This is a genomic window from Pseudomonas sp. GW821-FHT09A09, assembly GCF_059418405.1.
In genome coordinates this window covers 149,744-168,063 of the sequence record NZ_JBWKPU010000011.1, presented here as the reverse complement: position 1 = coordinate 168,063, position 18,320 = coordinate 149,744, and the positions used below count along the sequence as shown (strand labels likewise).

Genomic DNA, 18,320 nt, shown 5'->3' with positions numbered 1-18,320 from the left:
TCACCATCGCTATCGCAGGCAAGCCAGCTCCCACATTTGAACGTCTTCGTCCGGGAGTCATTAGTACACGTCGCGACGATAGCGGCCCTGCTCGATCAACCGTTCCACCGCCTCGCTCCCCAGGATGTCCACCAGCGCCCGGTCAACGCCGGTCGCCATTCCCTCCAGACTGCCGCAGACATAAATCGCGGCGCCATCGGCTACCCATTTGCGCAACACATCGGCCGACTCACGCAGGCGGTCCTGCACGTAGATTTTTTCTTCCTGATCGCGAGAAAACGCCAGGTCGAGCAGCGCCAGGTCACCGCTGGCCAGCCAGCCTTGCAGTTCGTCCTGGCACAGGAAGTCGTGCTTGATATTGCGCTCGCCAAACAACAGCCAGTTGCGTGTATGGCCCTCGACGATGCGCGCCTTGAGCAAGCTGCGCAGGCCGGCCAGGCCGGTGCCGTTACCCAGTAGAATCAGCGGCACTGGCGCTTCTGGCAGGTGGAAACCGCTGTTGCGGCGCAGGCGCAGGCTGATGCCTGAACCGATCGCCGCGTGTTCCGTCAGCCAGCCCGACCCCACGCCCAGGCTGCCGTCGGCGTGACGTTCCTGGCGCACGATCAACTCCAGCACACCGTCGCTGGCAATCGAGGCGATGGAGTATTCGCGCATGCCCAACGGCACCAGCGCGTTCACCAGCGCCTGGGCATGCAGGCCGACCAGATGGGTGCGGTTTTCCGGCAGTTGCCGTGTCGCCAATGCCAGGCTGAGGGACTGCGCCAGCCCGTCGATCACCACACCGTCACTGCCCGCCAGGCCGAGGCCACCGAGGAAATGCTCGATGGCCCACGGGCAGTTGCGGGGCAGGACTTCCACCAGGTCACCCGCCAACCAGCTTTGCGGCGACGGCGGTGTGAGGCCCAGCAAGTAGATGTCCGAGCCCACGCTGTCGCGGTTGAGCAGCGTGCGCTGGCTCAGTGACCAGTTTTCGAACGGCGCCGCTTGCCAGGTCGCGGCGGGCGCCTGGCCGGTGAGTTGGCCCAGTTGCTGTTGCCAGGTGAGCAGGGCGTCGGCGTCGCCGCTGTCGACTTCCACCGGCGCAAACAACGCGTTGCCGCCTTGGTGGGTCAGCCAGAAATGCAGGCGTCGGGCGAAGCCGCAGAAGTGTTCGTACTGGCGATCACCCAGGGCCAGTACCGAGTAGTTCAGGCCCTTGAGGGACAGGTCCTGGCCGAGCACGCTGCGTTCGAAACCACGGGCGCTGTCGGGGGCTTCGCCGTCGCCGAAGGTGCTGACCACGAACAGCGCATGGTGCGACTGGCTCAGGTCGTCGCGGCTGACGCTGCCCAAGGGCTGCACCTTCACCGGCAGCCCAGCGGCCTGCAATTGCCCGGCGGTCTGCCAGGCCAGATGCTCGGCAAAGCCGCTCTGGCTGGCGAAGCCGATCAACCAGGCTGGCGCATCGCTGCTGTTGGCGACAAGGCCTTGGCGGGCATCGCGGACGTGGCGCTTTTTACGGCGGCGGTCGAGGTAGAGCAGCCAGCCGGTAATAAAGAACAGCGGCATGCACAGCGCGCTGATGGTGAGGATGATGCGCCCAATCAAACCGAAGTAGCTGCCGGTGTGCAGCGCATAGACGCTAGTCAGCAGCCGGGAGCCCAGGGACTTGCTGGCGTAGCGGTCGTGGGATTTGACCTCGCCGCTGGCCGGGTCGAGGTTGATCTGGTTCAGCGCCCGGTCATGGGGCGAGTCTTTAAGCAGGTAGTAGACGGTGGCCGGCTGGCCGGCGACCGCTGGCATGCGGATGTTGTAGGCGCTCAAGCCAGGTCCGGCATTGCTGTAGATGCTGCTCCAGATGGCGTCGTAGTTGGCTACCGGCGCCGGGCCTGCGGGTGGAGGGCCGCGTTTGCGCATGCGTTCATTTTGTGGCGCGTCGGACAAGAGCTTCGTCACGCCTTGGTTGTACCAATCGTAGGACCAATACAGGCCGGTCAGTGCGGCCAGCAAATAGGCGAGCAGGCACCAGGTGCCGAACACCGAGTGCAGGTCCCAATTGAAACTGCGGCCTTTTTTGCGCCAGTCCAGGGTCAGCCAGGCGCGCCAGTTCGCCGCTTGGCGCGGCCAGCGCAGGTACAGGCCCGACAGGCAGAAGAACACCAGGATCAGTGTGCAGGCACCGGTGATTTGGCGGCCGGTATCCCCCATGACGAGGAAGCGGTGCAGCTGCAAGATAAAGCCGAACACGTCCTGGCCGACGGCGTCGCCCATGTAGTCGCCGGTGTAAGGGTCGAAGTAGCGCATCTGGCCGCGACGTTCACCGGCTGGCGGGGTGAAGAACACGCGCGCGGCGTGGCCGCTTTCGCTTTCGACCCACAGCATCGACACGGTCTTGCCTTCGGTGGCTTCGAGCTTGCGCACCAGTTCTGCAGGCGGCAGTACGCCGGCCTCGCGCTTTTGCACACTCAACACGGTCGGGTTGAGCACCAGCAGTATTTCATCCTGAAACGAGACCGCAGCCCCGGTGATCCCCATCAACGCCAGCACCAGCCCGGCAGTGATGCCGAAGAACCAGTGCAACTGGAACAGGGTTTTCTTCAACACGTCGGACCGCCTCGCTCATCTGGATATTGTTGTCACGGCGCGCATTATGCCGTGGGTTATCGAGAAATATTCTGTTTAACACGCAAAAGCCCCACGCATCCGATGCGTGGGGCTTTTGCGCGTTTGTTGCCCGCGTTTAGAAGTGGAAGCTGGTGGACAACAGGGCCGTGCGGCCGGCCGCCTGGTTGGCGAAGTGGGCCGCGTAGGCTTTGTCGTAATAGGTCTTGTCGGTCAGGTTCTGCACATTCAATTGCAGGTCGACATTCTTGGTCAGCTTGTAGCTGGCCATGGCGTCGTAGCGAGTGTAGGACGGCACGTACACCGTGTTGGCCGGGTCGCCGTAGACCTGATCGACGTAGAACGCGCCACCACCGATGGTCAGCTTCGGCGTCACGTCATATGTGGTCCACAGGCTGAACGAGTTTTCCGGCGTGTTAGGCATCTGGTTGCCTTTGTTGGAACCCGCGACGACGGCACCGGTACGGCTGCCGTTCTTGCCTGGGTCAACCAGTTCGGCTTTCAGGTAGCTGTAGCCGGCGAACACTTGCCATTGATCGGTGATCTTGCCGCTGGCCGACAGTTCCAGGCCGTCCACTCGCGATTCGCCTGCGGTTTCGTAGGTGTTGGAGTCCACCAGGATGCGCGTGTTTTTCTTCTCGGTGCGGAACACCGCAGCCGACAGGGACAGACGGTTGTGGAACAGGTCCCACTTGGTGCCCAGCTCGTAGTTGACGGTTTCTTCCGGTTTCAGGTCGCTGGTGTTGATGCCGGTCGGGATCGCGTTGCTGTCCACGCCTTCGCCCACCAGGCCACCGGCCGGCGAAGCCGACGTCGCGTAGGAGGTGTAGATGCTGCCGTTATCCAGCGGCTTCCAGACCAGGCCCGCCTGCCAGTTGAAGAACTGGCTGTCGTCCTTGACCTTGCTGCGCGCCTTGACCGTGGACGTCGGCACCGCGTTGGTGTTGGCTTCGGTGTCAAAGGTGTCGTAGCGCAGGCCGACGTTCAGCAACCATTTTGGGTCCAGTTCGATAGTGTCGAACACGTAGGCCGCACGGCTGGTGGCCTTGGTGTTGGTGCCCATGTAGTTGCGTGCGATGGAGCCGGTCCAGGCATCGTCCGGGGTCGGGTTGCTCAAGGAGGTGCACTGGCCGTTTGCAGAGCCCTTGATGACGGTGCACGTCGGATTGGCGTTGGGGCTGACGGTGTAGCCGCTGACACGGGTTTCTTCACCGGTGAATTCCAGGCCGGTGGAATAGCTGTGCTTGAAGCCCAGGGCCTGGAAGCTGCCAAACAGGTCGGTCTGGTTGGTGGTGGTCGTGGTGGTGGAGACACGGGTATTGGCACGACGCCACACGGTGCCGAACTGATTGACGTTGTGCTGGCTGTCATCCGGTTGGGTGAGCACGTAGTCCTGGCCCGTGCTGCCATGGCGCAGGGTGTTTTTCAGCGTCATGTTGTCGTTCAGGTCGTGCTCGATGGAGAACGTGCTGATGTCGGCGCGGGTCTTGCGGAAGTCACGGCTTTTCAAACCGTAGAAGTTGTTGCTGTCGCCGCCGTCGGTGGGTTTGTCGTGGACGTGGGCGGCGTTTGAGGCGCGGCTGCTGTAGCCATACGGAATCCCGGAGTCGGGCAGGTCATTGCTTTCCATATGGTAGTAGCTGAGGTTGACGCGGGTCGGGGTGCCCAGGCCAAAGGTCAGCGACGGGGCCACGCCCCAACGGTCGTAGTCGATGGCGTCGCGGCCGGCGACATTTTGCTCGTGGCTCATCAGGTTCAGGCGGAACGCGGCGCTGTCGTCGAGGAACTGGCGGTTCACGTCGAGCACGTAGCGGCGGGTCTGGTCGGAACCGTAGGTGAAGCCGCCGTTGGTGAAGTCCCGCGCTTGTGGCGTCTTGCTCACCAGGTTGATGCTGCCGCCGGCCGAGCCACGGCCGCCGAACGAGGAATTGGGGCCTTTGCTGACTTCGATCGATTCGATGTCGAAGATCTCACGGCTCTGGCCACCGGTGTCACGCACGCCGTCCAGGTAAGTGTCGCCTTGGGCGTCGAAACCACGGATGAATGGGCGATCGCCTTGAGGGTTGCCGCCTTCACCGGCGCCGAAGGTAATGCCCGGCACCGTGCGCAAGGCATCCTGCAACGAGGTGGCGGCGGTGTCTTTGAGCACTTGTTGTGGCACCACGGTGACGGAGCGCGGGGTGTCCACCAGCGGGGCGGTGTACTTCTGCGATGAGGCTTTTTCCACCTGGTAGGAGGTGTTGTCCTGTTCCTGACCGGTAATGCTGGTGGCGCCGAGGGAGATGCTGTTGCGCTCGCCTTTTTGTTCGGTGTCTTCAGCCGCTTGCGCCAAGTGGGCGGCAGAGCTGGCGCTGAGGGCAACGCCGATGGCCGAAGCCAGCATGCGTGGTGAACTGGCAGGTGTTTTTAGAGTAGTGCGCGGCATGACGTGTCCTTTCCCCAAGGATGTGAGGCCGCGGAATATAGGGTGAACAAGTATTTCTATCAATTGCGATAAATTGCTAATTGCACTGAATTTACATTCTTTACACTTTTTGCTTACGGTTTTTACGAACTCGTTCGTCTGCCGTGTTTTACAGGGCGGATAAGAATCAATACCATTAGCGCCTCTCTGATTTCAGGTACTGTCCCATGCTGCTGCACATACCCGGCCTGTTCTCTCGTGAGGAAGTGCAGCGCATTCGCCAGGCCCTGGAAACCACCGAATGGGCCGACGGTAAAATCACCGCCGGGCACCAATCCGCCAAAGCCAAACACAACCTGCAACTGCCCGAAGGCCATCCGCTGGCCAAGGAAATCGGTGCGGCAATGCTCGAACGGCTGTGGAAAAATCCGCTGTTTATGTCAGCGGCGTTACCGCACAAAGTCTTCCCGCCCTTGCTCAACTGTTACACCGCCGGTGGCAGTTTCGACTTTCATATCGACAACGCCGTACGCCAGGCCCGGGGCAGCCACGAGCGGGTGCGCACCGACCTGTCCTCCACGTTGTTCTTCAGCGACCCCGACGAATACGACGGCGGCGAACTGGAGATCCAGGACACCTTCGGCCTGCAGCGCGTCAAGCTGCCAGCCGGCGACATGGTGCTGTACCCGGGCTCCAGCCTGCACAAAGTCAATGCCGTGACCCGTGGTGCGCGCTATGCCTCGTTCTTCTGGACCCAAAGCCTGGTGCGCGAAGACAGCCAGCGCACCTTGCTGTTCGAAATGGACGGCGCGATCCAGCAACTGTCCCGCGACGTACCCGACCACCCGGCCTTGATCCAGCTCACCGGCACCTACCACAACCTGCTGCGTCGCTGGGTCGAGGTCTGACATGGGCTTTTTATTGCGCCGTGAAGAAGTGCTCAACGTCGAGCAACTGCAATCGATGCTCGACGACTCCCCCGTCCGTGCGGCCCAGGCGATCCTGATGGCGGCGAAGGAGGGTGTGGTGGACGCCCAGGCGCTGCTTGGGCAAATCCTGCTGGAAGGCCGTGGCATTGCGCGGGATGAAGCCTTGGCACTGCGCTGGTTCCAGATCGCGGCACAGGGCGGCCACCTGATGGCGCGCAACATGGCCGGGCGTTGCCTGGAACATGGCTGGGGCTGCGCCATCGACGAAGCCGCTGCCGCTCGGGAATACCAGCAAGCGGCCGAGGCGGGCCTGGATTGGGCGCAGTACAACCACGCCAATTTGCTCGCGACCGGGCGCGGTGTCGCCGAGAATCAGCAGCAGGCGTTCGCGCTTTATCGCCAGGCGGCCGAGCAGGGGCACGCCAAGTCGATGAACCTGTTGGGGCGTTATCTGGAAGACGGGCAGTGCTGCCCAAGGGATCTGGACGCTGCCGAGGCGTGGTATCGACGTTCAGCCGAAGGCGGCGATTTTCGCGGGCAGTTCAGTTATGCGGCGGTGCTGGCGGACAGAGGCCAGATCGACGCGGCGCTGGAGTGGTTGCGAGAGGCGTTGGCGGGCGGGAATCTGAAGTTTTTGCGTACGGCGCAAAAGGCGTTGGAAGCGGCGAATGATCCGCAGATCCGCGCAATGGCCGAGGCTTACCAGAAACGCGCCACACAATTAAACCTGTAGGAGCCGGCTTGCCGGCGATGGCGTCTTTAAGATCGCTATCGCCGGCAAGCCGGGCTCCTACAGGGGGATGTGATCGTTCCCGGGAAGGGTGATCAGACGTAGAAAGATTTCAATGGCGGGAAGCCGTTGAATTCAACTGCGCTGTAGCTGGTGGTGTATGCACCGGTCGACAGCCAGTACAGGCGATCACCAATGGCCAGGTTCAGCGGCAGGCCGTACTTGTAGTTCTCGTACATGATGTCGGCGCTGTCGCAGGTTGGGCCGGCGATGACCACTTCTTCCATCTCGCCTTTCTTCTCGGTCCAGATCGGGAACTTGATGGCCTCGTCCATGGTTTCGATCAGGCCGGAGAACTTGCCCACATCCGTGTACACCCAACGCTCTACCGCTGTGCGGGATTTACGCGCCACCAGCACCACTTCGCTCACCAGGATACCGGCGTTGGCAATCAACGAACGGCCTGGCTCCAGGATGATTTCCGGCAGGTCGTCGCCGAAGTCTTCCTTGAGGAAGCGGATGATTTCTTCAGCGTAGGTTTCCAGGCTGTTGGTGCGGGTGATGTAGTTGGCCGGGAAGCCACCGCCCATGTTGATCAGCTTCAGGTGGATGCCGTCTTCTTCTTTCAGGCGCTCGAAGATCACTTTGACCTTGGCGATCGCCGCGTCCCACACGCTGATGTCGCGCTGCTGCGAACCCACGTGGAAGGAGATGCCGTAAGGCACCAGGCCCAGGTCACGCGCCAGGATCAGCAGGTCCATGGCCATGTCGGTCTGGCAGCCGAACTTGCGCGACAGAGGCCAGTCAGCGGTGGTCGAGCCTTCGGTGAGGATACGCACATACACTTTCGAGCCCGGCGCGGCCTTGGCGATGTTGCGCAGGTCGGCTTCGGAGTCGGTGGAGAACAGGCGCACGCCCTTCTCGAAGAAGTAGCGGATGTCCTTGGATTTCTTGATGGTGTTGCCGTAGCTGATACGGTCCGGGCTGACGCCACGGCCCAGTACTTTGTCCAGCTCGTAGATTGAGGCGATGTCGAAGCTCGAACCTTTGTCTTTCAACAGGTCGATGATCTCGACGGCTGGGTTGGCCTTGACCGCGTAATAGACCTTGGCGAATTCGAAACCGGCGCGCAGGTCATCGTAGGCCTGGCTGATCATCGCGGTGTCGATCACCACGAACGGGGTTTCTTGCGTGTCGGCGAACGCCTTCATTTTGTCAAAAGTGGCGCGCGCGAAATAATCTTCGACCTGGATCGACATGCTGGGAACTCCTAAGGGCAAACTAGATTGATCAATGGGTGCAAATGAACGTCCTCCGTATCCCCACTTTGGTTCGCCTACTTCCCAAGGCATGTCGCCGAAAGCAAAAAGGCCATGGGATCAACCGCTTCCCTTGGCCTTGCTGTCTCGTCGTCAGTACTTGAGCCGGATGGATCGTTTCCAGCATGGACGTTCGGCGCGAACTTTAGGACGTGAGGGGCCATAGATCAACTAAAAATGTCGCGTTTTTGCACGCGTTCGTCGCGGCATCGCGGTCAGCTCCTGTTTAACCGACCTGCATGACAGGCAGATGTTCCCCCAGGGTGCCCACGGGAACGCGTTTACGGTCTGAAACCGTTGTGATCCGGCTACGGGAGGCTTTGCGCTTCCGTCAGGCAGGTTCGATAGATCTATTTCGGAATTAAATGAACCCTTGTAAGTAGGAAGCAGTATAGAAAATCACTGAAAGCCTGTGAGGTTTGACAGTAGTAAGACAAGGTGTTTTTGAGAATACTAAAGCGGGAGAGTTAACTTTTCATACGGCTGTTAATTGCGGCTAATGCTCGCTGTATGCGCATGGGTTTGCCCGTGGGCAGGTACTTAACTGCGCGCTTATAAGTGCGCGGCCAGGCAGTGGCTGCTTAGTTTGAAAGTTAATTTCTTGCGAGGCTATCATGAAAAAATATGGACTGATTGGACCGTGGGTGAAACTGTGGGTGATGAGTATTGTTGCGTTTTCATCCGGCGTTCACGCCAGTGCTGGCTCAGATGCCGTCACCCTGATGACGTACTTCTATAAACACACGGCAAGAGATTGTGGGCCCGGCAGGCTCGCGTCAGAATGTTCGGGCCTTTACCTTCGGGGCACTGACAGCGGGAAACCCTTTGTTGTATGGAATGCAAGCCCTGCTTCAAAGGTCAGCGGCGGGGTTTCGGTTTCGTATTTCAGAATCGATTCTGAATATCAGGATCTGGGTCTCCTTAAAAATAATGGGTTTGTATTAAAGCCCAACGATTTTATTGCGCCGGGTGAACTCAAAATTAAAACACTGTGTATGGCGCCCGTAGATGCCTGGACAGATAATCGAACTGATGCAGGTTGTGCTGACTATAAGGCATCGGCTGAAGTGGAAAAGACGTGTCAGGAGGCGGGGGTAAAAACCGCCGCCGCATGGCTAAGCAATTATAGAAGTGTCGGGAGTGATCACAGGAAACAATGTATTTTTGATACGGTGAAAGACTACGGAAGCTTTAATAAGGCGGATGCGTTTAATACGGCGATCGAAGCCCGGAAGTTAATCAAGGATGAAGAGATAAAAACCCAGACTGAGGCGCGACTGGCCGTGTGGCCTGATAATTCTCGTTTGCCTATTCTGGCGTTTATATACACCGGTATAAAGGGCCAGCCTGACGCTGATGGGAAGTCCTTCGCCGGTCGCACCTTGGCGCAGGATGACCAACGCAGGTGGTTTGAAGACACCCAGACCCGATTGGGAAAAGGAGAGTTCGTACCGGTAATCGATGTGAAAATGCCTGCCTCGACAGCGGATGACGCCACCTTCACCTACTCTCCCGCAGATCAGAAAGTGCCCCCAGGCGATGCTGACAAAGGTTCCTGCGATAGCTATATCGAAAAGGCAGAGTGGAATAACAACTACTATGAGCCTATTGCGAAGAAAACCATCCCCTCTCTCCAGGTTACGCCGACTGCTTGCGGGAGGACCATTGGTCCAGAAAAAACTGACGTCGCATTTGCAGAGCTGGCGCTTAAGGCAGCCAACCAGCCCTCGTGGAATCTCGACCGGATGGGCACCAGTATGCGCCGACAGTTCGTATGCCATGTTGCAACACCCAGCATTGCCGCAGGCAAAGAGACTTGGAATCTGGAACCGGATCGTCCTTATGTCTCTCAAGCAGAAGCGGTAGCTCAAGGCTGTAACCCGCAGCTGAAATAAAGCGGGCCAATTGCTGCCAAGCCAAGGCTTGGCAGCAACGCTTGAGCATTAGGCCAGTGCGGTTTCCGCAGGCGACACAATACTGGTCTTGCCCCCACGGGACTTACCAGAGCTCAAATACTCGGCAATCGACTCCTGGGTCACTTCCCCCAGGAACACCCGCTCAGCATCCATCACCGGCAACCACGAGCGATTGAACTCGTACATGCGCGACAGCAGGATGCGCAAATGCTCGTCATACGCCGCCGTGGCGTTGAACTCACGCAGGTACTGGCCGCAGGTGCCGGTCTGACGGTGCAGGTCGCGACGTCGTACGTACCCCAGCGCCTTGTTCTCTGCGCACGTGACCACCACATAGCGGCGGTCATGCTCATCCATCAATTCCAACGCATCCGCCACCGGCGTCTCAGGGCTCACCGACGGTGCGTTATCCGCCGCGTCTTCGGCCTTCACCAGCAGCAGGCGCTTGAGGGTACTGTCCTGGCCCACGAAGTTGCTGACGAACTCGTCGGCCGGGTGCGCCAGCAGCGTGTCCGGGTGGTCGATCTGCAGCAGCTTGCCGGCGCGGAAGATCGCAATCTTGTCGCCCAGCTTGATGGCTTCGTCGATGTCGTGGCTGACCATGATCACGGTCTTGTTCAGCGCGCGCTGCATCTCGAAGAATTCGTTCTGGATCATCTCCCGGTTGATCGGGTCGACTGCGCCGAACGGCTCATCCATCAACAGCAGCGGCGCATCGGCCGCCAGCGCGCGGATTACGCCGATACGCTGTTGCTGGCCGCCCGACAGTTCACGCGGGTAGCGGTGCAGGTACTGCTTGGGCTCCAGCTTGATCATGCTCATCAGCTCGCGGGCGCGGTCGTGGCATTTCTGTTTGTCCCAGCCCAGCAGCTTGGGCACCACCACGATGTTTTCCTCGATGGTCATGTTCGGGAACAGGCCGATCTGCTGGATCACGTAGCCGATGTTGCGACGCAGGGTCACCTCGTCCAGGTCGGTAGTGTCTTCGCCGTTGATCAAGATCTTGCCCGAGGTCGGCTTGATCAGGCGGTTGATCATTTTCAGCGTGGTGCTCTTGCCGCAGCCCGAAGGCCCCAGGAACACGCAAATTTCGCCTTCGTTGACGGTCAGGCTTACATCGTTGACGGCGGTGATGGTCTTGCCGTTGCTTTGAAAGGTCTTGGACAGGTTTTGAAGTTCGATCATTTGAGCAATCCTTTTGGAGTCAGCGAGCGTTGCAGCCATTGCAGGAGCAGGTCGGCGAAGATGGCCAGAAGACTGACCAGCACGGCGCCGACGATCAGCATCGACATGTCGCTGCGGCTGATGGAAGCCAGAATCAGTACACCCAGGCCACCGGCGCCGATGGTGGCGGCGATGGTCATCACGCCGATGTTCATCACTACGGCGGTGCGCACACCGGCGAGGATCACCGGCACGGCAATCGGCAGCTCGACCATGCGCAGGCGCTGGCCGAAGGTCATGCCGATGCCGCGTGCGGCTTCGCGAATGCCCGGTTCCACGCCGGTTAGGGCCAGGTAGGTGTTACGCATGATGGGCAGCAGGGAGTAAAGGAACACGGCGGTGATCGCCGGCATCGGTCCCAGGCCCTGGCCGAACTTGGAGTAGAACGGCAGCAGCAGGCCGAACAGGGCGATGGACGGCACGGTCAGCAACACGGTGGCGCTGGCTTGCAGCGGCCCGGCCAAGGTCGGGAAGCGCGTCATCAGGATGCCCAGCGGCACGCCGATGAGAATCGCGAGGATCACGGCAATGCCGACCAGGGTGATGTGCTGCCCGGTCAGGTGCAGGACTTGGGCCCAATCAAGATGGGAAAAGGCGTTCAGGAATTCCATGTCTTCTCCTCGTTAGTTGATCGGATGCTGGCGCAGGAAATCGGCGGCCACGGCGGAGGGGCTTTCGTGGTCGACGTCGACCCGCGCGTTCAGCTGGCGCATGGTTTCGTCGTCGAACAGCGCGGCCAGCGGCTTGAGGTCGGCGGCCAATTCCGGGTGGGCGTCGAGATACACCTGACGCACCACGGGCGCGGCGGTGTAGTCCGGGAAGTAGTGCTTATCGTCTTCCAGCAACTTCAATTTGAACGCGTTCAGGCGACCGTCGGTGGTGTAGACCAAGCCAGCAAACACTTGGCCATTACGCAGCGCGGTGTAGACCAGGCCAGCGTCCATCTGCCGGGTGTTCTTGCGGGTCAGGTTCATGTCGTACAGCTTGACCATGCCCGCCAGGCCGTCGGAACGGTTGGCGAACTCGGTGTCCAGCGCCACCAGGCGGTTTTCTTTGGTGTTTTCCGCCATGGCCTTCGTCAGGTCGCTGATGCTGCTGATTTCAGGATGCTCTTCGGCAACCTTCTCCGGCAGCGCCAGGGCGTAGGTGTTGCTGAAGCGTGACGGCGAGAGCCAGACCAGGCCTTTTTTCGCGTCGAGTTCTTTCACTCGGGCGTAAGACTGTTCACTGTCGAGTTTCTCGTCGACATGGTTGTAGGCCACCAGCGACACGCCGGTGTATTCCCAGATCAAATCCAGCTGCCCGCTTTCCTGGGCACTGCGCGCCAGGTTGCTGCCCAGGCCGCCGGTCACGCGGGTGTCGTAGCCTTTGGTACGCAGGTACTGGGAGGTGATTTCGGCCAGCAGGGTCTGTTCGGTGAACACCCGGGCGCCGATGCGGATCAGCGGTTTTTCAGCGGCTTGCGCAAAGCCTGCACACAGCAGGACGCAGCTCAGTATCAAGGTCAGTTTTTTCATGTCGATTCCTTAAGACGCCCGCAGCCCGCGTTCCAGCCAGAGGCGGCTGGCCAGGGTCACCAGACCGTCGAGCAGCAAGGCCAGCAACGCGGTGCACGCGGCGCCGAGCAGCAATTGCGGCTGATTGTTCAGGGCGATGCCAGGGAAGATCAGGCTGCCCAGGCTGTTGGCGCCAATCAGGAACGCCAGCGGGGCGGTACCCACGTTGATCGCCAGGGCCACGCGCACGCCGCCGATGATGATCGGCACGGCGTTGGGCAATTCCACGCGAAACAGCACCTGGCGCGGCGTCATGCCGATGCCGGTGGCGGCTTCTTTCAGGGAGCCCTGGACGTTTTTCAGGCCTTCGTAGGTGTTGCGCACGATGGGCAGGAGGGAGGCGAGGAACAGCGCGAAGATGGCCGGGCCACTGCCGATGCCGAGGACGCCGAGGGCGATGGCCAGTACGGCCAGGGGAGGGACGGTGTTGCCGATGTTGAAGATCTGCATGAAGCGTTCTGCGCGTCCGACCATGTTCGGTCGGCTGAGCAGGATACCGGCGGGGATCCCTACAACGAGGGCAGCCAGCATGGAGACAAGAACGAGGATCAGGTGAGCTTGCAGGTAAAACAACAAATCGTCGCGGTACAGTTCGATCGTGTTGATGCCGATCCAGTGGACCAGCAGGGCCAGGAGCGCGACGACAACCACGCCTCCTATCAGCCCTTTGCCATAGCGAATAGCCACAGGCGGACTCCTTTTTTCTTTTGTCGGCGAACACATTCTCCGGCGGCAATGCCATTCCTGGCTGTCGGCGAATGAGTTCGCGAAAAGCAGCTCGCCGATACCGGCAACGCGGTATGCGATCGAGCCATGAGCGCAGCCTCGTCAGGCTAACTTGCTGATTTATCAGCCCCTGTTCCGAGTGCGGTAGCAGGGGAGTGGACGTCTCGACCTTTTAAAAGGTTCCATACTTGGCAGCATTTAGCCACCCTTGCCGACGTTTTTCTCCCCCGTAGGAGCCGGCTTGCCGGCGATGGCGTCCTTGATCCAATGTTGAATTCAAGGGCCTCATCGCCGGCAAGCTGGCTCCTACGGGGGGTTGTGGTTGATGGGCGAACGGTGGTCCGGGAGCGTTGATTTGCGCTATACTCGCCGCCCTTTTTTGACTCACCTGCCAGGCGATTTCCCATGACCCACCAGGCCGCCGAAGTCGCGAAACGCCGCACTTTCGCCATTATTTCCCACCCCGATGCCGGTAAAACCACCATCACCGAGAAGCTCCTGCTGATGGGCAAGGCAATCGCGGTGGCCGGCACGGTGAAATCCCGCAAGTCCGACCGCCATGCCACCTCCGACTGGATGGAAATGGAAAAACAACGGGGTATTTCCATTACCACGTCGGTCATGCAGTTCCCGTATCGCGACCACATGGTCAACCTGCTCGACACCCCGGGCCACGAAGACTTCTCCGAAGACACCTACCGCACCCTGACGGCAGTGGACTCGGCATTGATGGTCCTCGACGGCGGTAAAGGCGTCGAGCCACGGACCATCGCGCTGATGGACGTATGCCGTCTGCGTGACACGCCGATCGTCAGCTTCATCAACAAACTCGACCGCGACATCCGCGACCCGATCGAGCTGCTCGATGAAATCGAAGCCGTCCTGAAGATCAAGGCCGCGCCGATCACCTGGCCGATTGGTTGCTACCGCGACTTCAAGGGCGTTTACCACCTGGCCGACGACTACATCATTGTCTACACCGCCGGCCACGGTCACGAGCGCACCGAAACCAAGATCATCGAGAAGCTCGACTCCGACGAAGCCCGCGCCCACCTGGGTGACGAGTACGACCGTTTTGTCGACCAGCTGGAGCTGGTGCAGGGCGCCTGCCATGAGTTCAACCAGCAGGAATTCCTCGACGGCCAATTGACCCCGGTGTTCTTCGGGACCGCCCTGGGCAACTTCGGTGTCGACCACGTGCTCGACGCCGTGGTGGATTGGGCGCCGCGCCCATTGGCCCGTGTCGCCAACGAACGCACCGTGGAACCGGTGGAAGAGAAGTTCTCGGGTTTCGTGTTCAAGATCCAGGCGAACATGGACCCCAAGCACCGCGACCGTATCGCCTTCATGCGTATCTGCTCCGGCAAATACGAAAAAGGCATGAAGATGCGCCACGTGCGCACCGGCAAGGATGTGCGCATCGGCGACGCCCTGACGTTCTTCTCTTCCGAGCGTGAACAGCTCGAAGAGGCCTACGCCGGCGACATCATCGGCCTGCACAACCACGGCACCATCCAGATCGGCGACACCTTCACCGAAGGCGAAGCGCTGGGCTTTACCGGTATCCCGCACTTCGCCCCGGAACTGTTCCGCCGCGTACGCCTGCGTGACCCGCTCAAATCCAAGCAACTGCGCCAAGGCTTGCAGCAGCTCGCGGAAGAGGGCGCCACCCAGGTGTTCTTCCCGGAGCGCAGCAACGACATCATCCTCGGCGCCGTCGGTGTGCTGCAGTTCGATGTGGTCGCCAGCCGCCTGAAAGAGGAGTACAAGGTCGAATGCTCCTACGAGCCCATCACCGTGTACTCCGCGCGCTGGATCGAGTGCAGCGATAAGAAGAAGCTGGAAGAGTTCTCCAACAAGGCCGTGGAAAACCTCGCACTCGACGGCGGCGGTCACCTGACCTACCTGGCCCCGACCCGGGTCAACCTGGCACTGATGGAAGAACGCTGGCCGGACGTGAAATTCCGCGCGACCCGCGAGCACCACTAAGGTCCGGGCGGTACAGAAAAGGGCGAAGCTGTGATGGCTTCGCCCTTTTTCATTTTGGCAGGCACCGATCAATCCTGTGGGAGCTGGCTTGCCTGCGATGGCATCAACCGGGTCTGCTTGATGCACCGAGGTGCCTGCATCGCAGGCAAGCCAGCTCCCACAATTTTGATCTTCATCCAATCCGCAGCATTGGCGCTAAGCGCGCATCCGGTCTAGCGTTTCACATATTTCACCGATTCACCGACGGAATAGGAGTTCCTGATGCGTTTAACTCGACGCGCCATTCAACTGGTGCTGCTGGGCGTCTTGGGGTTGTCCGCCTCCTGGGCGCTGGCGGGGGCAGGCACCCCCCAGTGGAAGGACACCGGCCCGGTGACCAAGCGCAAGCAAAACGAGGTCAATTCCGGCAGTTGGCAGCCCCAGGCTCAACCGGCGCCGAAGGAGGATGCAGAAAACCCTTACAACGAGGGGGAAGACAGCGAGACCTACGATGATGGCGATACCTGAGGCCTGATTGGCGCAAACCCGGGATCGGAACTAGCTTAATCCACAGCGACGGCGGAATGCCGGCGTACGTGATTCACTGACTGGACGGAAATCGACCATGACTATCTTTCAACGTGTAGTGCTGTTGCTGAAAGTGTTGGTGATGTTATCGCTGGGTGTTTCGTCTGCATGGGCCAATGCGGCCGTGCAGAGCCAGGCACCGGGCTTTGTGGCGGCGAAGACGGCGCAGGCCGGGGGCTTGCAGCTGGCCAAGAGCGAGTCGGAGCCCGGTGATGAAGACCAGGGCGGCTCAAAGGATGATGACGACCAGCAAGCGCCGCCAGACGACGATGACACCGAAGGTGACAGCGATACATAAGGCGCCATGAAAAAGCCCCGCCTGCCGGACTGATGCGCAATCCGACGGGAGGGGCGGTAGAACTCAATCAATGCCCCGGGCTCAACACCCGGGGCATTTTTGTGGCGGCTCAGGCCACGAACTGCTCCGCGTAGTGGCAAGCCACTTGGCGGTTGTCCAGCGCGCGCAACTGCGGCTCTTCGCTGCTGCAACGCGCTGTCGCGTAAGGGCAACGCTTGTGGAAGGCGCAGCCCGGCGGCGGGTTCAGCGGGTTAGGCAGCTCGCCGACGATCTTGATCTTCGGCTTGTTCGGGTCCGGGTGGATGGTCGGGGTGGCCGACAGCAACGCCTGGGTGTACGGGTGCAGCGGGCGTGCGTAGATGTCTTCTTTGGGGCCCACTTCCACCGGGCGGCCGAGGTACATCACCATCACGTCGTCGGCAACGTGCTGCACCACCGCCAGGTTGTGGGAGATGAACACGTAGGCCGTGTTGAATTCCTGTTGCAGGTCCATGAACAGGTTGAGCACCTGAGCCTGGATCGACACGTCGAGTGCCGAGGTGGGCTCATCCGCCACCAGCACTTTCGGTTGCAGCATCATGGCGCGGGCCAGGGCGATGCGCTGGCGCTGGCCACCGGAGAACATGTGCGGGTAGCGCTGATAATGCTCGGGGCGCAGGCCCACTTGCTTCATCATCGCCTGCACTTTCTCGCGGCGTTCAGCGGCGGACAGGTTGGTGTTGATCAACAGCGGCTCGCCGAGCTGATCACCGACCTTCTGCCGTGGGTTCAATGAGGCGTACGGGCTCTGGAACACCATCTGCACGTCTTTGCGCAATTGCTTGCGCTGGGCCTTGTCGGCGCCAGCCACTTCCTGGCCGGCGATTTTCAAGGAGCCCGACGACGGTTCTTCAATCAGCGTGAGGGCACGAGCCAGGGTGGACTTGCCGCAACCCGACTCGCCTACCACGGCGAGGGTCTTGCCGGCTTCCAGCTCGAACGACACCCCGTTGAGGGCACGCACGGTGGCGTGGCCCTTGAACAGGCCACGGGACACTTCGTAGTGACGGGTGAGGTCGCGGGCGGTAAGAACGACGGCCATTACGCCACCTCCTGGTTCAAGGGGTAGAAGCAGCGCGCAAGGCTGTTGGTTTTTGGATCAAGGCCCGGGCGCTGGGCGCGGCAGGATTCCTGCACATACGGGCAGCGCGGCGACAACAGGCAACCCTGCGGGCGGTCATAACGACCCGGAACGATACCCGGCAGCGTGGCCAGGCGCGTGGCGCCCAGGCTGTGCTCGGGGATCGCCTTGAGCAGGGCTTCGCTGTACGGGTGTGCCGGAATGTCGAACAACTGCGGCACCTGGCCGACTTCCACGGCTTGGCCGGCGTACATCACACATACGCGTTGGGCGGTTTCTGCCACGACGGCGAGGTCGTGGGTGATCAACACCAGGCCCATGTTCTGTTCTTTTTGCAGGGCCAGCAGCAGTTCCATGATCTGCGCCTGGATCGTTACGTCCAACGCGGTGGTTGGTTCGTCGGCGATCAGCAGTTTTGGCTCGCCGGCAATCGCCATGGCGATTGCCACACGCTGGCTCATACCGCCGGACAGTTGGTGCGGGTAGGCGTCCATACGGCTGGCAGCGCCCGGGATCTCCACTTTCTCCAGCAGTTCGATGGCACGCTTGCGCGCTTGCTTGCCGGACATTTTCAGGTGCAGGCGCAGCACTTCTTCAATCTGGAAACCCACGGTGTAGCTGGGGTTCAGCGCGGTCATCGGGTCCTGGAAGACCATGGCCAGGTCCTTGCCGACGATCTGACGACGCTGGCGGCTGCTCAGTTTGAGCATGTCCTTGCCGTCGAAGGTCAGCGAGTCGGCGGTGACGATGCCAGGGTGCTCGATCAGGCCCATCAGCGCCATCATGGTCACGGATTTACCCGAACCCGACTCGCCAACGATCGCCAATACTTCGCCTTTGTCGACCGACAGGTCCAGGCCATCGACCACCGGCACGGCGGTCTTGTCGCCGAAGCGCACGTTGAGATTCTTGATTTCTAACAGTGACATGGGAATCTC

Annotated in this window: 15 protein-coding genes; 6 read left to right on the top strand and 9 right to left on the bottom strand. The window is 60.6% G+C overall.

All coding sequences use genetic code 11. The annotated features are described in order from the left end of the window. Positions 1–60: 60 nt before the first annotated feature. Complete coding sequence (locus AC07OV_RS12410) at positions 61–2,586, bottom strand: PepSY domain-containing protein (protein WP_495092313.1); 2,526 nt, start codon at positions 2,584–2,586, stop codon at positions 61–63. Between the two features lie 136 nt (positions 2,587–2,722). Further along, a complete protein-coding gene (locus AC07OV_RS12405) occupies positions 2,723–5,029 on the bottom strand; it encodes a TonB-dependent receptor (RefSeq protein ID WP_494996544.1) in 2,307 nt (768 codons plus the stop codon). Positions 5,030–5,235: 206 nt separating this feature from the next. Here AC07OV_RS12405 and AC07OV_RS12400 point away from each other — a divergent pair, with 206 nt between their 5' ends. Together AC07OV_RS12400 and AC07OV_RS12395 are read left to right on the top strand one after the other, a co-directional pair. Further along, on the top strand, positions 5,236–5,916 hold the full coding sequence (locus AC07OV_RS12400; RefSeq protein ID WP_176995127.1) for a Fe2+-dependent dioxygenase: 681 nt from the start codon (positions 5,236–5,238) through the stop codon (positions 5,914–5,916). 1 nt (position 5,917) lies between these two features. Beyond that, entirely contained in the window at positions 5,918–6,670 is a 753-nt protein-coding gene (locus AC07OV_RS12395) for a tetratricopeptide repeat protein (RefSeq protein WP_494996545.1), read from the top strand. A 92-nt stretch (positions 6,671–6,762) separates the two neighbouring features. Here AC07OV_RS12395 and AC07OV_RS12390 read toward each other — a convergent pair whose 3' ends face one another. Further along, positions 6,763–7,926, bottom strand: a complete 1,164-nt coding sequence (locus tag AC07OV_RS12390; RefSeq protein ID WP_494996546.1) for a type III PLP-dependent enzyme — start codon at positions 7,924–7,926, stop codon at positions 6,763–6,765. Positions 7,927–8,600: 674 nt separating this feature from the next. Here AC07OV_RS12390 and AC07OV_RS12385 point away from each other — a divergent pair. After that, the gene (locus tag AC07OV_RS12385) at positions 8,601–9,881 is read left to right on the top strand and encodes a DUF2599 domain-containing protein (RefSeq protein WP_494996547.1); all 1,281 of its coding nucleotides are present in this window, start codon (positions 8,601–8,603) and stop codon (positions 9,879–9,881) included. A gap of 48 nt (positions 9,882–9,929) precedes the next feature. Here the strand turns inward: AC07OV_RS12385 and AC07OV_RS12380 are convergent, their stop codons facing one another. Genes AC07OV_RS12380 through AC07OV_RS12365 form a run of 4 tightly spaced genes read right to left on the bottom strand, consistent with a single transcriptional unit; the run spans position 9,930 to position 13,405 of the window. Continuing rightward, positions 9,930–11,087 (bottom strand): osmoprotectant ABC transporter ATP-binding protein OsmV, encoded by a 1,158-nt coding sequence (locus tag AC07OV_RS12380; RefSeq protein ID WP_135307767.1) that lies wholly within the window; start codon positions 11,085–11,087, stop codon positions 9,930–9,932. Next, positions 11,084–11,737, bottom strand: coding sequence for an ABC transporter permease (locus tag AC07OV_RS12375; RefSeq protein ID WP_016971596.1), 654 nt, complete (start codon positions 11,735–11,737; stop codon positions 11,084–11,086). The genes AC07OV_RS12380 and AC07OV_RS12375 overlap by 4 nt, the downstream gene beginning before the upstream one ends. Positions 11,738–11,749: 12 nt before the next feature. Further along, on the bottom strand, positions 11,750–12,643 hold the full coding sequence (locus AC07OV_RS12370; RefSeq protein ID WP_178919107.1) for a glycine betaine ABC transporter substrate-binding protein: 894 nt from the start codon (positions 12,641–12,643) through the stop codon (positions 11,750–11,752). A gap of 9 nt (positions 12,644–12,652) precedes the next feature. Next, positions 12,653–13,405 (bottom strand): ABC transporter permease, encoded by a 753-nt coding sequence (locus AC07OV_RS12365; RefSeq protein WP_256349799.1) that lies wholly within the window; start codon positions 13,403–13,405, stop codon positions 12,653–12,655. A gap of 408 nt (positions 13,406–13,813) precedes the next feature. On the opposite strand from AC07OV_RS12365, the gene AC07OV_RS12360 reads away from it, so the two are divergent. The 3 genes from AC07OV_RS12360 to AC07OV_RS12350 all read left to right on the top strand — a co-directional run bounded on the left by AC07OV_RS12360 (position 13,814) and on the right by AC07OV_RS12350 (position 16,262). Beyond that, the gene (locus AC07OV_RS12360; RefSeq protein ID WP_025856262.1) at positions 13,814–15,397 is read left to right on the top strand and encodes a peptide chain release factor 3; all 1,584 of its coding nucleotides are present in this window, start codon (positions 13,814–13,816) and stop codon (positions 15,395–15,397) included. Positions 15,398–15,658: 261 nt separating this feature from the next. Next, positions 15,659–15,904: a hypothetical protein gene (locus tag AC07OV_RS12355; RefSeq protein ID WP_176995123.1), complete on the top strand. Its 246-nt coding sequence runs from the start codon at positions 15,659–15,661 to the stop codon at positions 15,902–15,904. A gap of 97 nt (positions 15,905–16,001) precedes the next feature. After that, positions 16,002–16,262 (top strand): hypothetical protein, encoded by a 261-nt coding sequence (locus tag AC07OV_RS12350; RefSeq protein WP_178919105.1) that lies wholly within the window; start codon positions 16,002–16,004, stop codon positions 16,260–16,262. 109 nt (positions 16,263–16,371) lie between these two features. On the opposite strand, the gene AC07OV_RS12345 is transcribed toward AC07OV_RS12350, so the two are convergent. Both AC07OV_RS12345 and AC07OV_RS12340 read right to left on the bottom strand, forming a co-directional pair. After that, positions 16,372–17,343, bottom strand: a complete 972-nt coding sequence (locus AC07OV_RS12345) for a peptide ABC transporter ATP-binding protein (protein ID WP_016971590.1) — start codon at positions 17,341–17,343, stop codon at positions 16,372–16,374. Then, positions 17,343–18,311, bottom strand: coding sequence for an ABC transporter ATP-binding protein (locus tag AC07OV_RS12340; RefSeq protein WP_178919104.1), 969 nt, complete (start codon positions 18,309–18,311; stop codon positions 17,343–17,345). The genes AC07OV_RS12345 and AC07OV_RS12340 overlap by 1 nt, the downstream gene beginning before the upstream one ends. Positions 18,312–18,320 lie beyond the last annotated feature (9 nt).

Bases quoted from the DNA above. Each gene is read 5' to 3' on its own strand.
- AC07OV_RS12405 (WP_494996544.1), bottom strand. From the start codon at position 5,029: ATGCCGCGCACTACTCTAAAAACACCTGCCAGTTCACCACGCATGCTG.
- AC07OV_RS12400 (WP_176995127.1), top strand. From the start codon at position 5,236: ATGCTGCTGCACATACCCGGCCTGTTCTCTCGTGAGGAAGTGCAGCGC.
- AC07OV_RS12395 (WP_494996545.1), top strand. From the start codon at position 5,918: ATGGGCTTTTTATTGCGCCGTGAAGAAGTGCTCAACGTCGAGCAACTG.
- AC07OV_RS12390 (WP_494996546.1), bottom strand. From the start codon at position 7,926: ATGTCGATCCAGGTCGAAGATTATTTCGCGCGCGCCACTTTTGACAAA.
- AC07OV_RS12385 (WP_494996547.1), top strand. From the start codon at position 8,601: ATGAAAAAATATGGACTGATTGGACCGTGGGTGAAACTGTGGGTGATG.
- AC07OV_RS12380 (WP_135307767.1), bottom strand. From the start codon at position 11,087: ATGATCGAACTTCAAAACCTGTCCAAGACCTTTCAAAGCAACGGCAAG.
- AC07OV_RS12375 (WP_016971596.1), bottom strand. From the start codon at position 11,737: ATGGAATTCCTGAACGCCTTTTCCCATCTTGATTGGGCCCAAGTCCTG.
- AC07OV_RS12370 (WP_178919107.1), bottom strand. From the start codon at position 12,643: ATGAAAAAACTGACCTTGATACTGAGCTGCGTCCTGCTGTGTGCAGGC.
- AC07OV_RS12365 (WP_256349799.1), bottom strand. From the start codon at position 13,405: ATGTGTTCGCCGACAAAAGAAAAAAGGAGTCCGCCTGTGGCTATTCGC.
- AC07OV_RS12360 (WP_025856262.1), top strand. From the start codon at position 13,814: ATGACCCACCAGGCCGCCGAAGTCGCGAAACGCCGCACTTTCGCCATT.
- AC07OV_RS12355 (WP_176995123.1), top strand. From the start codon at position 15,659: ATGCGTTTAACTCGACGCGCCATTCAACTGGTGCTGCTGGGCGTCTTG.
- AC07OV_RS12350 (WP_178919105.1), top strand. From the start codon at position 16,002: ATGACTATCTTTCAACGTGTAGTGCTGTTGCTGAAAGTGTTGGTGATG.
- AC07OV_RS12345 (WP_016971590.1), bottom strand. From the start codon at position 17,343: ATGGCCGTCGTTCTTACCGCCCGCGACCTCACCCGTCACTACGAAGTG.
- AC07OV_RS12340 (WP_178919104.1), bottom strand. From the start codon at position 18,311: ATGTCACTGTTAGAAATCAAGAATCTCAACGTGCGCTTCGGCGACAAG.